The following is a 13,630-nucleotide window of genomic DNA, read 5'->3' as shown; positions in this document are numbered from 1 at the left end:
CTTTTTCGGCGATGCTCGCTGAAAAGGGGAGCGGGCATGGACAACAGGGAACCGGAAGGGACCTATGGCGATGTGCCGCGGGTGCAGGGCATCGAGGTGGCTGCGGCGCCGCCGGAGCCGGAAGCAGCGACCGACTGGTCGATGCTGCCGCTGACCCGTGGTGATGATGACTCGGCGGTGATGCAGGCGCTGTCCCGCATGCGCCGTGAGCCGGCACTGCTGTTCACCACTGCCTATCTGCTGGTGTCGCTGCTGGGGCTGTGGTGCAGCTTCTGGTTCTACCGGGGATTCGAGCTGTCGATTCTGGATTACCTGCAGCCCAGCGATTTCCTGGTGGCCGGCATCCGTGACCCGGCCTATGCACTGCTGCTGGCTGCGGGCGTGCTGCTGGTGCTGCTGGTGAGCTGGCCGGACACGCTACGGATGCGCAATGCGGCCAAGCTCGAGCAACTGCGCGCACGCAACTGGGCATGGCGGGCGGTGCTCATGCGCTCGGTACTGACCAGCTGGGAGGGCGTAGGTCTGCGGCCGCTGACGGCGATGACCCTGGCCGTGGCCGCTTTCATGGCCATCGGCGCGGCCAACTACGTGCAGGTGCGGGGGCAGCAGATCCGCAACGAGGGACGTGGGGAAGTGATCCGCCTGCAGTTGAACGGCGACGCGGCGCCCTTGCCCGGCACCGCGCGCCTGTTGGGCTCCAGCAGCGCATTCCTGTTCGTCTGGTGGCCGCAGCAGCGACGGGCTGAAGCGATTCCGATCGCTGCGGTGCGCAAGCTGCAGGCGGTGGCCGTGGCGGCACCCGCGCCCAAGGGCCGGGCCGGCGATTGACTGAGCCGTGGCGCCGCCGGGTGCTGATGCTGCCCGGCGTGCGCCACGTCACCGTGCAGGGCCGCAGGCATCGTGTGCCCGCTGCGCTGCCGGGTGCATCTCAACCGCCTGCGCGGGTGCGCGCCGCCTTCTTCGCGGCGGTCGAGCGTGCCGCCTTCTTTGCCGCCCGGGTTGCCGCTGCCTTCTTTGCGGCTGCACTGCGCGTGCTGGCGGTGGACTTCTTCGCGGACGCTTTCTTCGCGGCAGTCTTCTTTGCGGCCTTCTTCGCCGGTGCTTTTCCCGCAGTGCTCTTCGTTGCGGCCTTCTTTGCCGGTGCCTTCTTCGCCGCCTTCTTCGCAGTCTTCTTGGCGCCCTTGCGGGCACTGCCACTGCGCTTGCCTCCGCCATCCTGCTTGTTCACGGTGGCCCACGCGATGCGCTCGGCGGTGCTCTCACTGGCACCACGCTCGCGCTCGCTTTCCTCGATGTGTTCGGCCTGGCGCTTTTGCTTGTCGGTATAGGCGGATTTGTCTCCACGGGGCATGACACGTCTCCTTGCAGGCGATGAGGGTGAGGCCGTCAGGCCAGTTGCCGCAGCTTCGGTTCGCGGGCCCATTGGCGGGTGGCGGCGACGGCGAGGAAAGCGTCTGCATCGCCCGCGTCGACGATGCCCGCATCCTTGCCGACGCGCGCCGCCTTGAGCAGCACCTGGCCTCCGTCATCGCTGCCGATGGCCTTCAGGTGTGCCCACGCGGTGCTGGCAAATTCCAGCCCGGCGCTGTCCCTGGACAGCCGCTTGCCGGCTTCCTCGCTGAGCACGATCGCGACCGCATCGAACACCGCCGATGGAGTCCCCGCCAGTTGCCCGTCGGCCGCCTGAAGCTTGCCGTTGCTCAGGGTGGCGCCGCCCACCTTGGGAGCCACCAGCTTCACCGCCGCGCCGGCCTTCTCTGCGGCCTTGCGCAGGCTGCTGATGACACCGGCATCGGAGCCTTCATCAAACAGGATGCCGATGCAGCGCCCTTGCAGGGTGGGTTTGCTGCGCCCGATCACGCGGACTTCCGGTGCGGGGGGCATGTCCTGTGCCGGCGTAGCAGTGGGTGCCGGGTCGGGCAGGGCGGGCAGCGCCAGTCCTTCCGCCACCCGCTGCGCGAGGGTTTCGTCGATGTTGCGCAGGTGGCTGACGGTACGCACGCGCACTTTGGGCGTTTCCACCTTGGACAGCTCGAATACCAGTGCCGAGGCCAGATGGGCCTGCTCGGGTGCTTCCAGGCTGCGGAAGAACATCCGTGCCTGGCTGTAATGGTCGGCGAAGCTCTCGGCACGCGTGCGCCCCTTGCGGCCGTCATCCGCGCTGGCATGGCTGCGGAATCCGGCCGGTGTCTCGCGCGGGCTGTCGTCCTCCAGCGAACTGGGGTCGTAGGCCACGCGGCCCTTGGGCACCTGCATCTGCATATGCCCATCGCGCTGGTGGTTGGCAAACGGGCACTTCGGCGCATTCACCGGGATCTGGTGGAAGTTGGGTCCGCCCAGGCGGATCAGCTGGGTATCCAGGTAGGAGAACAGCCGGCCCTGCAGCAGCGGGTCGTTGCTGAAGTCGATGCCGGGCGGCACGTTGGCCGGGCAGAAGGCCACCTGCTCGGTTTCGGCGAAGAAGTTGTCCGGCCAGCGATCCAGCACCATGCGCCCGATCACCTTCAGCGGCACCAGCGATTCGGGAATGATCTTGGTCGGGTCCAGGTGATCGAACGGAAATGCGTCGGCCTCCTCTTCCGTGAACAGCTGCACGGCCAGTTCCCATTCGGGGAAGTCGCCACGCTCGATCGCCTCGAACAGGTCGCGCCGATGGAAATCGTTGTCCGCGGCCTGCAGCTTCAACGCCTCGTCCCACACCGTGGACTGGATGCCCAGCTTCGGCCGCCAGTGGAATTTGACGAAGGTGGAGTCGCCGGCCTCGTTCAACAGGCGGAAGCTGTGCACGCCGAAGCCTTCGATCATGCGCAGCGAGCGTGGAATGGCGCGGTCGCTCATCGCCCACATGATCATGTGCATCGATTCGGGCATCAACGAAATGAAGTCCCAGAACGTGTCGTGCGCGCTCGCTGCCTGCGGGAACGCGCGGTCCGGTTCCATCTTCACCGCATGCACCAGGTCGGGAAACTTCATTGCGTCCTGGATGAAGAACACCGGGATGTTGTTGCCCACCAGGTCCCAGTTGCCTTCAGGGGTGTAGAACTTCACCGCGAAACCCCGCACGTCGCGGGGGGTGTCGACCGACCCGGCACCGCCGGCCACGGTGGAAAAGCGGGTGAACACCGGAGTCTTCTTTCCGACTTCGCCAAGGATGCGCGCACGGGTGTACTTGGCCAGCGAGTGAGTGAGTTCGAAATAGCCGTGGGCGGCGCTGCCGCGGGCATGCACGATGCGCTCCGGGATGCGCTCATGGTCGAAGTGGGTGATCTTCTCGCGGAGGATGAAGTCCTCCAGCAGGGTGGGGCCTCGTGGGCCCTGGCGCAGCGAGTTCTGGTTGTCGGCGACGGGGATGCCCTGGGCCGTGGTCATCGGGGGGTGCGTGCCGCCGGCGTGCAGGTGCAGTTCGTCGCCGTCGCCACGGCGATGGTCGGGGGAGGGGGCGGGTGCGCGCTTGCCGGTGGGCTTGCTGGCGGCCATGGGTCCAGGTCCTGTAGCGGGGAAGTCAACCTCTACCCTCGCGCGCCAGACGTTAAGCCCCGGTCCCGCGCAGGTGATCGCGCGGACAAGGGCGCCTCGGCTATGCTTGGCGCATGCGAGTCGAGCCCGCCGACATCGAAGCCCTGTTCGACGCCATCCCGGACGTGCTGTTCTTCATCAAGGACCGCCAGGGCCGTTACACCCACGTCAACCAGACCATGCTGCGGCGGCTGGGCCTGCGCGCGCGCAAGGACGTGATCGGGCGTACCGCGGCCGAGATCTACCCGACCGGCCTCAGTGCGGACTATGTCGACCAGGACGCACGCGTGCTGTCCGGCGAGGTGATCGAGAACCTGATGGAGCTGCACCTGTTCGCCAACCGCGAGCCGGGCTGGTGCCTGACCTGCAAGCGGCCGCTGGTGGTCGACGGCAGCATCGAGGGCCTGATCGGCATCTCGCGCGACCTGGGCCAGAAAGACAGCCTGGGAACGCAGTACGAGCAGCTACGGCTGGCCCTGGCCCATCTCAACGCGCATTACGCCGAGAACGTGCGCATGCAGACATTGCTGGACATCACCGGGTTCTCGCTGTCCAAGCTGGAGCGCAGCTTCCGCAAGGTGTTCCAGATGACCCCGCAGCAGGTGCTGACGCGGCTGCGGATCCAGATGGCCATGCATCTGCTGCATGGCGACGACAGCATCGCCTGCATCGGCCAGGCCTGCGGGTTCAGTGACCAGAGCGCGTTCACCCGCAAGTTCAAGGCCGAAACCGGTTTCTCGCCGCGCGCCTACCGCGCCCGCATCGGCGAGCCGGCGCTGGCCTGAGCGGCCTGCTGCACTGTGCCTATCCCCACAGGCGCGGGACAGGGTAAGGTGACGCCCCTGTAGCCGCCGCCCACTCCTGCCGATGCCCGCCAGCCCCGTTACGCCTGCCTCGCCCTCCCGCCTGGGCCATTCGCTCAAGCCACGCCAGCTGATCATGATGGGGTTGGGCAGCGCCATCGGCGCGGGCCTGTTCCTGGGCTCCGGTGTGGGCGTACAGGCGGCCGGCCCGGCGGTGCTGGTGTCGTACCTGGTGGCCGGCGCACTGGTGATCATCGTGATGAACGCACTGGGCGAAATGGCGGCGGCCAAGCCGACCAGCGGCGCGTTCTCGGTCTATGCCGCCGACGCCATGGGCGCCACGGCAGGGGCGACTGTCGGCTGGCTCTGGTGGGTACAGCTGGTGATCGTGATCGCCGCCGAGGCCGTGGGAGCGGCGGGCCTGCTGGCCACGGTCTGGCCTGCCATTCCGGTGCCGATGGCCGCCCTGGCGTTCATGCTGTTCTTCACCGCGATCAACCTGCTGGGGGTCAGGAATTTCGGTGAGTTCGAGTTCTGGTTCGCCATTCTCAAGGTGGTGGCGATCCTGGCGTTCATCGCCATCGGTTTCGCGCTGCTGATGGGCTGGCTGCCGCAGGTGACCTCTCCGGGACTGAGCAACTTCACCGCACACGGCGGTTTTGCACCGCAGGGCCTGGCCGGCATCGGCGCAGCCCTGCTGGTGGTGGTGTTCGCCTTCGGCGGCACCGAGATCGTGGCCGTTGCCGCGGCCGAGACCGAGGATCCCGAGCGCAGCATCGCCCGCGCCATCCGCACCGTGGCCTGGCGCATCCTGGTGTTCTACATCGGCTCGCTGAGCGTGATCATCGCCGTGGTGCCGTGGACCAGCGAAGCGCTGAAGTCGCCGTTCGCCGCGGTGCTGGATGCGGCCCGCATTCCGGGGGCGGGCACGGCCATCACGCTGATCGCAGTGATCGCCCTGCTGTCGGCCCTCAACGCCAACCTCTACGGCGCGTCGCGGATGATGTATTCGCTGGCGCAGCGCCGCGAGGCACCGGCCGTGCTGGGCTGGACCGACCCGCGGCAGGTGCCGGTGATCGCCGTTCTGGCCAGCGTACTGTTCGGGTTTGCCGCGACGGTGATGGAACTGCTGTTCCCGGACAAGGTGCTGCCGGTACTGCTGAACATCGTCGGCTCGACCTGCCTGCTGGTGTGGACGCTGTCGCTGCTTTCTCAACTGGTGCTGCGCCGCCGTGCGGACCGCCTCGGCTCGCGCCTGCCGTTCCGCATGGCCGGTTTCCCGTGGCTGACCTGCTGCGCCCTGGCGATCCTGGCACTGATCTTCGGCCTGCTGCTGAGCGAGGCGCATACGCGCCTGCAGTTCCTGTCGATGGTGGCCCTGACCGCCACGATCGCGGCCGGCAGTGCGATCGCGCGCCGCATGCGCGAGGCCTGATCCGTACAGCCGAGCGTGGGCTTGGCTCTACAGCGGGCATACATTCTGCGTGCCATCCTGTTCGCGGGGCCGTCATCGGCCCGCTGAACTGGAGCACCCCATGCTGCGCAGTCGTCCGTTCCTGATGTTCACCGGCCAGGCCGAGGCGGCCCTGGCCCTGTACGCCGAGGCATTCGCCGATTTCCGGCTGCTTGCCCTGCAACGCCATCCCGACGGCGCAGGGGCGGGAGTGCCCGGCCAGGTGCGGCAGGCGACCTTCATGCTCGGCGGCACCAACTATCTGTGCTTCGACAGCCTGGATGTGCACGACTTCACCTTCAGTCCGTCGATCTCGCTGTTCGTCGAGTGCGGTGGCGCCGAACAGTTCGAGCGCGCGGCGCGCGTGCTGGGCGAGGGCGGGCACTGGCTGATGCCGGTGGGCGACTACGATTTCAGCAACCGCTACGGCTGGGTGCAGGACCGGTTCGGTGTGTCCTGGCAGTTGAGCCTGGGGCAGATGCCGGATCCGTGATCGGTTCAGCCGCTGCGCTCGCCGGGCATGGCCCGGCGCTACCGTAAACGAAAACGGCCCGCTTGCGCGGGCCGTTCCGTCAATCACGCTTCGACTTCATCGTCCTTGTAGGCGTCGACCGGGATGCAGGCGCACATCACGTTCTTGTCGCCGTAGACGTTGTCGACGCGAGCCACCGGCGGCCAGTACTTCTGCAGCTTCAGGCTGGGCAGCGGGAAGGCGGCCAGCTCGCGCGGGTAGGCGTGGGTCCACTCGCTGGCCGTCACCGCGGTGGCGGTGTGCGGCGCGTTCTTCAGCGGATTGTCCTCGCGGTCCAGGCGGCCATCCTCGATCGCACGGATTTCCTCGCGGATCTGGATCATGGCATCGATGAAGCGGTCCAGCTCATGCAGCGACTCGCTTTCGGTGGGCTCGACCATCAGCGTGCCGGCCACCGGGAAGCTCAGCGTCGGCGCGTGGAAGCCGAAGTCGATCAGGCGCTTGGCCACGTCCTCGGCGCCGATGCCGCTGCTCTTCTCCAGCGGGCGCACATCGAGGATGCACTCATGCGCCACCAGGCCGTTGCGGCCGGTGTACAGCGTCCTGAAGTGCGGCGCCAGGCGCTTGGCGATGTAGTTGGCATTGAGCTGCGCGACCTGGGTCGCCTTGCGCAGGCCCTCGCGGCCCATCATCGCGATGTACATCCAGCTGATCGGCAGGATCGAGGCGCTGCCGAAGCTGGCGGCGCTGACCATGCCGACGGGGCCGTTGTCACCCAGCTTGCCCGGCAGGAACGGGGCCAGGTGCGCCTTGACCGCGCACGGGCCGACGCCCGGGCCGCCGCCGCCGTGCGGGATGCAGAAGGTCTTGTGCAGGTTCAGGTGGGAAACGTCCGAACCCCACTTGCCCGGCTTGGCCACGCCGACCAGGGCGTTCATGTTGGCACCGTCGGTGTACACCTGGCCGCCGTGCTTGTGGATGATCTCGCAGATCTCGACCACCTCCTCCTCGAACACGCCGTGCGTGGACGGGTAGGTCATCATGATCGCGGCCAGGCGGTCGCTGTACTTCTCGGCGTTGAGGCGGATGTCCTCGACATCGACGTTGCCGTTGGCATCGGTCTTGGTGACCACCACCTTCATGCCGCACATCTGTGCCGAGGCCGGGTTGGTACCGTGGGCCGAATCCGGAATCAGGCAGATGTCGCGATGCTCCTCACCGCGCGAGCGGTGGTAGGCGCGGATCGCCAGCAGGCCGGCGTACTCGCCCTGTGCACCCGAGTTCGGCTGCAGGCTGACCGCATCGTAGCCGGTGCATTCGACCAGCATCGCTTCCAGCGACTCGATCAGTTCCTTGTAGCCCAGCGCCTGGTCGGCCGGCACCAGCGGATGGATCTGCGAGAACTCCGGCCAGGTCACCGGGATCATCTCGGCGGTGGCGTTGAGTTTCATGGTGCACGAGCCCAGCGGGATCATCGTGCGGTCCATCGCCAGGTCCTTGTCGGCCAGTGAGCGCAGGTAGCGCAGCAGTTCGTGCTCGCTGTGGTGCGTGTTGAACACCGGATGGGTCAGGAACGCGGACTGGCGCAGCAGCCCGGCCGGCAGCGCGTCGGCGGTGCTGGCATCCAGCGCATCCACATCGGCTTGGGCACCGAAGACGGCGGCCAGCGCAACCACATCGGCGCGGGTGGCGGTCTCGTCCAGGCTGATGCCGACCGAGTCGCTGTCGATCGCGCGCAGGTTGTAGCCGGCGGCGCGCGCCTTGGCGTGGATCTCATCGGCGTGCACACCGGTGACGTGCAGGGTGTCGAAGAAGTCGCCAGCAACCTGCACGCCGGCCTTGCGCAGTGCGGCGGCCAGGATCGCGGCCAGGCGGTGGGTGCGGCGGGCGATGCGGGTCAGGCCTTCCGGACCGTGGTAGACGGCGTACATCGAGGCCATCACCGCCAGCAGGACCTGTGCGGTACAGATGTTGGAGGTGGCCTTCTCGCGGCGGATATGCTGCTCGCGGGTCTGCAGGGTCAGGCGGTAGGCCGGGTTGCCCTGCGCATCGATCGAGACGCCGATCAGGCGGCCGGGCATCGAGCGCTTGTAGGCATCGCGGCAGGCCATGAACGCCGCGTGCGGGCCACCGAAGCCGAACGGCACGCCGAAACGCTGGCTGTTGCCGACCACGATGTCCGCGCCCCATTCGCCCGGTGCGGCGAGCAGGGTCAGCGCCAGCAGATCGGTGGCCACGGCGACCAGGCCGCCGCGTGCATGCACGGCCTCGACCAGTGCCCGGTAGTCGGCCACCTGGCCGAACGTATCCGGGTACTGCAGCAGCACGCCGAAGCTGTCTGCTTCCAGCGCTTCGGCCGGGGTGCCGACGCGCAGCACGATGCCCATGGGCTCGGCGCGGGTGCGCAGCAGCTCCAGGGTCTGCGGGTGCACGGCATCGTGCACGAAGAAGGTGTCCGACTTCGACTTGGCCGAACGCTTGGCCAGGGTCATCGCTTCGGCCGCTGCGGTGGCTTCGTCCAGCAGCGAGGCGTTGGCGATCTCCATGCCGGTCAGGTCGGCGCACAGGGTCTGGAAGTTGATCAGCGCTTCCATGCGGCCCTGCGAGATCTCTGCCTGGTACGGGGTGTAGGCGGTGTACCAGGCCGGGTTTTCCAGGATGTTGCGCAGGATCACGTTCGGCGTGTGGGTGCCGTAATACCCCTGGCCGATGAAGCTGCGCAGCACGGTGTTCTTGTCGGCGATCGCGCGGATCTTCGCCAGCGCCTCCACTTCGGTGATCGACTCCGGCAGCGCCAGCGCTGCCGGCGACTTGATCTTGGCCGGCACGATGGCATCGGTCATCGCATCCAGCGACGCGTGGCCGACGACGTCGAGCATCTGCGCGATCTCGGCGTCATTGGGGCCGATATGGCGCTCGACGAACGCACTGTGGTGCTCGAGCTCACGCAGGGAAGGGGTGTTCTGGGACATGGCGAAGGATCCGTCAGGAAAGGGCACACGCACGGGCACAAGCCGCCGGATGGCGGGCTGCTGGGCGCCCCTCTGTCCTTTTGCCTGAGAGTTTGGAAGCGCGGCTGGCCGCAGCTTCGTGCCCCTTCGGCGCCGGATCGAACCGGTCTCTCCAGAGTTGTGTTGCGGGTGGTATCGGGCCTGAGCGATTACGGGCGTTGCGCCTTCGGCAGCGGTGTTCCGCTTCTCCCACCGTGTTGCCCGCCGATTATAGCCGGTTATGGCCTGCTGCCGGGGCCGCCCGGGCAGGGCCGGCGCCTGAATGGCCGATGGCCCGGGGCGTGCGTTTTGTGCGGTGCTGCATGGCATCGGGCGCATTCCCCGCCTATCATGGGCGGATACCCGAATTCATCTGGCGCCGTCCCTGCTGCAGCGGGACCGGCGCCCGCCGTGCGTGCCGCGCATGGCCTTGCCGGACACCGTTCACATGACCGCCGCTGTTGCTCCGTCCACCCGTCGCATGGCCCTGCTGCTCGCGGGCCTGGCCATGTTCGGCCCGTTCTCCATCGACACCATTTTCCCGGCCTTCCCGCAGCTGGCCCAGCGCCTGGCGGTGGATGAGGTGGCCGTCCAGCAGACCATCAGCGTCTACCTGCTGTTCTATGGCCTGATGAGCCTGGCGCACGGGCCGCTGTCCGATGCCTGGGGCCGCAAGCGGGTGATCCTCGGTGGCCTGGTGGTATTTGCCGGGGCCTCGGTCGGCTGCGCGCTGTCCACTGACCTGCCGACCCTGCTGGCGTTCCGCGCGCTGCAGGGCCTGTCGGCGGGCGTGGGCATGATCGTCGGCCGCGCGGTGATCCGTGACCTGTACCACGGCCATGACGCCCAGCGGTTGATGAGCCAGGTCTCGATGCTGTTCGGCATCGCGCCGGCCATCGCCCCGATCATCGGTGGCTGGATTCTGCTCAGCGGTGCCGGCTGGCCGCTGATCTTCTGGTTCCTCGTGGTGTTCTCGCTGCTGCTGCTGGTGGCCACCGCGCGCTTCCTGCCGGAAACGCATCCGCCGGAGGCGCGGGTACCGCTGTCGCCGCGCGCACTGCTGCGTGACTATGTGCGCATCGGCTTCAACCCGCGTTTCCTGCGCCTGGCACTGGCCGGCAGCATCGGCTTCGGCGGCATTTTCCTGTACATCGCGTCCGCGCCGGTGTTCGTGATGCAGCACCTGCATCTGGGCGAAGGCGACTTCGCCTGGCTGTTCATTCCCACCATCGGTGGCATGACGGCCGGCGCGTTCCTGTCCGGGCGCATGGCCGGGCACACCACGCCGACCCGGCAGGTGACCATCGGCTTCTCCCTGTGCGCGCTGTCGACACTGCTCAACGTCGGCTACGTGGTGCTGGCGCCGCAGTTCGCGCTGCCGTGGGCGGTACTGCCCATTTTCCTGGGCGGCATGGGCATGGCGCTGATCTTCCCGATCCTGGCGCTGGCCGTGCTCGACATGTATCCGCACCAGCGCGGCCTGGCCTCGTCGCTGCAGGCCTTCGCGCAGCTGATGATCAGCACCGTGGTGGCCGGTGTCGTGTCGCCCCTGCTCAGTGCCAGCCCGCTGCATCTGGCGCTGGGCCAGGCCGGCTTCTTCGCCGCCGGGTTTGTGTTCTGGTACTGGGAGCATCTGCGCGAGCGCACCGCCCAGGCGGCCTGCACGGAGGCGTGAGCCCACGGCGGCGACGGCTCGCGGGCTGCGTCGCGGCGCGCGCCAGGCGACGTGAAGCGGCGCAACGGCCGGGGTGCGTTATCCTTGCGCCCCCCACGCAGCGGTAGCGTCCATGTCCATCTCCTCCAAGATCCGCCGCGACCAGCGCCGCCGCAAGGAAGCGCAGGCCGCCAGCCGCGCCGCTGCGCAGGCTTCGCCCGTGGAGCCGCACGCCGAGCTGCGCGACCCGCAGCGCACCCTGCTGGCCGGTATCGTCCGTCGCGACGGCGAGTGGGTACTGGGCATGGATGGCCGCATTGCCGGGCAGACCCACAGCGCGGCACACGTGCTGGCGATGATCATGCAGGCGGGCGAGCTGCATGAGCGCAGCGGCACCCCGGTGCGACTGATGTACTCCGACGCGCTGCGCGACGCCGCGCAGGCCGAAGCGCAGGCACAAGGGCAGACGTTCGAGGAATTCAAGTCCGCGCTGGCCGCGCAGCTGGCCGCGAAGAAGGGGTAGCGCCGGGCCATGCCCGGCGAGCGCAGCGGTGCGATAAAAGCCGCCGGGCATGGCCCGGCGCTACCGGAACGAAAGGGGCGGATCCTCGCGGATCCGCCCCTTTTCTCATTTCGCCGCCGGTGCCGCGCTGGCCTGCCAGCCGCACATCTGGCCTTCGTTCTGCTGCTTGAGCCACTCATTGACCGGGCTGAAGTACTCGATCATCGGGCCGGCATCCAGCTTGTCGGTGCCGGTCAGCTCCTTCAGCGTGGCCTGCCACGGCTGGCTGGCGCCCTTGCTGAGCATCGCCCAGTACTTCTGGCCGGCTTCCTTGTTGCCGTAGAAGGTGCACTCGTGCAGCGGGCCCTTGTAACCCGATGCATCGCACAGGCCCTTGTAGAACTGGAACTGCAGGATGCGGGCGAGGAAGTAGCGGGTGTACGGCGTATTGCCCGGCACGTGGTACTTCGCGCCCGGATCGAAGAACTCCTCGCCGCGGGTGCTGGCCGGGGCAACGCCCTGGTACTTGGCCTTCAGGTCCCACCATGCCTTGTTGTAGTTGTCGGCGGTGATCGATCCATCAAACACGCCCCAGCGCCAGCGGTCGATCATCAGGCCGAAGGGCAGGAATGAAACGCCCGACAGCGCCATGCGCATCTGCGCGTTGATCACGGCCTCGCGGCTTTCCTGCGGTGCATCAACGAGACCAATCGAATTCAGGTACTTGGGCGTCATCGCCAGCACGATCGTGTCGCCGATTGCTTCGTGGAAGCCATCGTTGGCGCCGCCCTGGAACAGGGGCGGCAACGGGTTGTAGGCCAGGTCGTAGTAGATGTGGCCCAGCTCGTGATAGATGGTGGTGAAGTTCTCTTCGTTCGGCTTGATGCACATCTTGGTGCGCACATCGCCTTCCATGTTCATGTCCCAGGCGCTGGCGTGGCAGACCACGTCACGGTCGTCAGGCTTGATGAACTGGGTCTTGTCCCAGTACGACTGCGGCAGCGAGGGCATGCCCAGCGACACGTAGAAATCCTGTGCGCGCTCGGTCATCTGTTTCGCGGTACGCAGTTCGGCCTCGCGCTGGGCCCTGTACTGGCCCGCGACGCTGGCATCCCTGCCAGCCTTGGCCAGCGCAGCACTCAGGTTGGTCTGGTACTGCTTTTCCAGTGCGGCGGTGATGTCCAGGCTTCCGGCACCGGGATAGGGCTCCAGCTGGTCCCACAGGTTGGACCAGTCCTGCTGCCACATGTTGCCCAGCAGGTGCGCGGCGATCAGGCCATTACCCACCTCGGCCTTGTCCTTGCCGTAGGTCTTGTCCAGCTTGCCGCGCGCGTAGCAGTGCAGCTGCTCGTACATCGGCTTGACCTGCTCCCACAGGCGGTCGGTTTCCGGCCCGATCTGCTCCGGCGGCATGTCATAGCCGCTGCGCCACATCTGCCCGGCATCGGTGAAGCCCATGCCCTTTGCACCTTCGTTCACCAGGCTGACGAACTTCTGGTAGTCGCCACGCATGTTCCGCGTGGTGCTGTGCCAGCCCTGCCAGGCATCAAGCTGCGCGTCGTAGTCGCGGCTGCGTGCCAGCACCTGTTCCAGTTCCCCCAGCTGGCGGCAGGAGGCCGGGTCGTTGGCATCGGTGCAGTACTTGCCGGCACCGTAGCTGCCCTCCATGCGGGTGGCGATCTGGGTCAGCTCGGCCAGCTTGGCCGGGTCGCGCGGTGCCGGCATCGAGGACATCAGCTTCAGCAGATGGATCGCACGCTTGCTGTCTGCGCTCATCGGCTGGCCCTCGAACTTCGCGGCCTGCTCGATCCAGCTGTTGAGCTGGGTCAGTGAACGCTCGTTGGCCTTGGCCGCGATGCGCTCCGAATCGCTGTTGATGTAGGTGGAAGACAGCCACTGCGCCGAGGTCATCTCCGGATAGGCAGCCTTGTATTCGGCATTGATGCGGGCAACGAACTGGTCGGCGGTCTCGCCGGCCGGTGCGCTGCTGCCGGCGGTCTCGGCGCCGGGGGACGCTTCCTTCTTGCAGGCAGCCAGGGCCAGCGTGGCGGCGGCGACAGCAGCGGCCAGCAGGAGATGACGGTGTTTCACGGGCGGTCCTTGGGTGGTGAACGACGGCCGAAGGCTAGTGGGCGCGCGTGCCCACCGCAAGTGTGGAAGGTTGGTGGGGTTCGGCAGGGCTTGCAGCCCTGCACCCGCAGAAGCCAAGGCACGTCAACGGCAGAAGCAACAGCAACAGC

General features: G+C 67.4%; 10 protein-coding genes and 1 riboswitch. Of the genes, 6 read left to right on the top strand and 4 right to left on the bottom strand.

All coding sequences use genetic code 11. The annotated features are described in order from the left end of the window. Positions 1-36: 36 nt before the first annotated feature. Positions 37-828, top strand: coding sequence for a hypothetical protein (locus ACZLIF_RS15510; protein ID WP_065182649.1), 792 nt, complete (start codon positions 37-39; stop codon positions 826-828). Positions 829-928: 100 nt separating this feature from the next. Here the strand turns inward: ACZLIF_RS15510 and ACZLIF_RS15505 are convergent, their stop codons facing one another. After that, positions 929-1,351, bottom strand: a complete 423-nt coding sequence (locus ACZLIF_RS15505) for a hypothetical protein (RefSeq protein ID WP_128988005.1) — start codon at positions 1,349-1,351, stop codon at positions 929-931. Between the two features lie 35 nt (positions 1,352-1,386). Beyond that, positions 1,387-3,477 carry a catalase gene (locus ACZLIF_RS15500; RefSeq protein WP_128988006.1) on the bottom strand — a complete coding sequence of 697 codons (2,091 nt, stop codon included), beginning with the start codon at positions 3,475-3,477 and terminating at the stop codon, positions 1,387-1,389. 113 nt (positions 3,478-3,590) lie between these two features. Here ACZLIF_RS15500 and ACZLIF_RS15495 point away from each other — a divergent pair, with 113 nt between their 5' ends. The 3 genes from ACZLIF_RS15495 to ACZLIF_RS15485 all read left to right on the top strand — a co-directional run bounded on the left by ACZLIF_RS15495 (position 3,591) and on the right by ACZLIF_RS15485 (position 6,265). Next, a complete protein-coding gene (locus ACZLIF_RS15495; protein ID WP_053519032.1) occupies positions 3,591-4,301 on the top strand; it encodes an AraC family transcriptional regulator in 711 nt (236 codons plus the stop codon). Positions 4,302-4,383: 82 nt separating this feature from the next. Continuing rightward, positions 4,384-5,754, top strand: coding sequence for an amino acid permease (locus ACZLIF_RS15490; RefSeq protein WP_065174823.1), 1,371 nt, complete (start codon positions 4,384-4,386; stop codon positions 5,752-5,754). Positions 5,755-5,854: 100 nt separating this feature from the next. Next, positions 5,855-6,265, top strand: coding sequence for a VOC family protein (locus ACZLIF_RS15485; RefSeq protein WP_053519027.1), 411 nt, complete (start codon positions 5,855-5,857; stop codon positions 6,263-6,265). 83 nt (positions 6,266-6,348) lie between these two features. Here ACZLIF_RS15485 and gcvP read toward each other — a convergent pair whose 3' ends face one another. Next, the gene (gcvP, locus tag ACZLIF_RS15480; RefSeq protein ID WP_065174824.1) at positions 6,349-9,216 is read right to left on the bottom strand and encodes an aminomethyl-transferring glycine dehydrogenase; all 2,868 of its coding nucleotides are present in this window, start codon (positions 9,214-9,216) and stop codon (positions 6,349-6,351) included. 62 nt (positions 9,217-9,278) lie between these two features. Then, positions 9,279-9,381: riboswitch (glycine riboswitch) on the bottom strand. A gap of 301 nt (positions 9,382-9,682) precedes the next feature. On the opposite strand from gcvP, the gene ACZLIF_RS15475 reads away from it, so the two are divergent. Continuing rightward, positions 9,683-10,909 (top strand): multidrug effflux MFS transporter, encoded by a 1,227-nt coding sequence (locus tag ACZLIF_RS15475; RefSeq protein WP_128988007.1) that lies wholly within the window; start codon positions 9,683-9,685, stop codon positions 10,907-10,909. 112 nt (positions 10,910-11,021) lie between these two features. Continuing rightward, a complete protein-coding gene (locus ACZLIF_RS15470; protein ID WP_128988008.1) occupies positions 11,022-11,411 on the top strand; it encodes a hypothetical protein in 390 nt (129 codons plus the stop codon). Positions 11,412-11,516: 105 nt separating this feature from the next. Here ACZLIF_RS15470 and ACZLIF_RS15465 read toward each other — a convergent pair whose 3' ends face one another. After that, positions 11,517-13,481, bottom strand: a complete 1,965-nt coding sequence (locus tag ACZLIF_RS15465) for a M2 family metallopeptidase (protein ID WP_074899520.1) — start codon at positions 13,479-13,481, stop codon at positions 11,517-11,519. Between the last annotated feature and the right edge of the window lie 149 nt (positions 13,482-13,630).

This window comes from Stenotrophomonas sp. 2201_Sma (genome assembly GCF_056486685.1).
The sequence above is the reverse complement of the archived record's forward strand: the minus strand, read 5'-3'. Positions and strand labels throughout refer to the sequence as shown.

Bases quoted from the DNA above. Each gene is read 5' to 3' on its own strand.
- ACZLIF_RS15490 (WP_065174823.1), top strand. From the start codon at position 4,384: ATGCCCGCCAGCCCCGTTACGCCTGCCTCGCCCTCCCGCCTGGGCCAT.
- gcvP (WP_065174824.1), bottom strand. From the start codon at position 9,216: ATGTCCCAGAACACCCCTTCCCTGCGTGAGCTCGAGCACCACAGTGCG.
- ACZLIF_RS15485 (WP_053519027.1), top strand. From the start codon at position 5,855: ATGCTGCGCAGTCGTCCGTTCCTGATGTTCACCGGCCAGGCCGAGGCG.
- ACZLIF_RS15505 (WP_128988005.1), bottom strand. From the start codon at position 1,351: ATGCCCCGTGGAGACAAATCCGCCTATACCGACAAGCAAAAGCGCCAG.
- ACZLIF_RS15495 (WP_053519032.1), top strand. From the start codon at position 3,591: ATGCGAGTCGAGCCCGCCGACATCGAAGCCCTGTTCGACGCCATCCCG.
- ACZLIF_RS15470 (WP_128988008.1), top strand. From the start codon at position 11,022: ATGTCCATCTCCTCCAAGATCCGCCGCGACCAGCGCCGCCGCAAGGAA.
- ACZLIF_RS15500 (WP_128988006.1), bottom strand. From the start codon at position 3,477: ATGGCCGCCAGCAAGCCCACCGGCAAGCGCGCACCCGCCCCCTCCCCC.
- ACZLIF_RS15475 (WP_128988007.1), top strand. From the start codon at position 9,683: ATGACCGCCGCTGTTGCTCCGTCCACCCGTCGCATGGCCCTGCTGCTC.
- ACZLIF_RS15510 (WP_065182649.1), top strand. From the start codon at position 37: ATGGACAACAGGGAACCGGAAGGGACCTATGGCGATGTGCCGCGGGTG.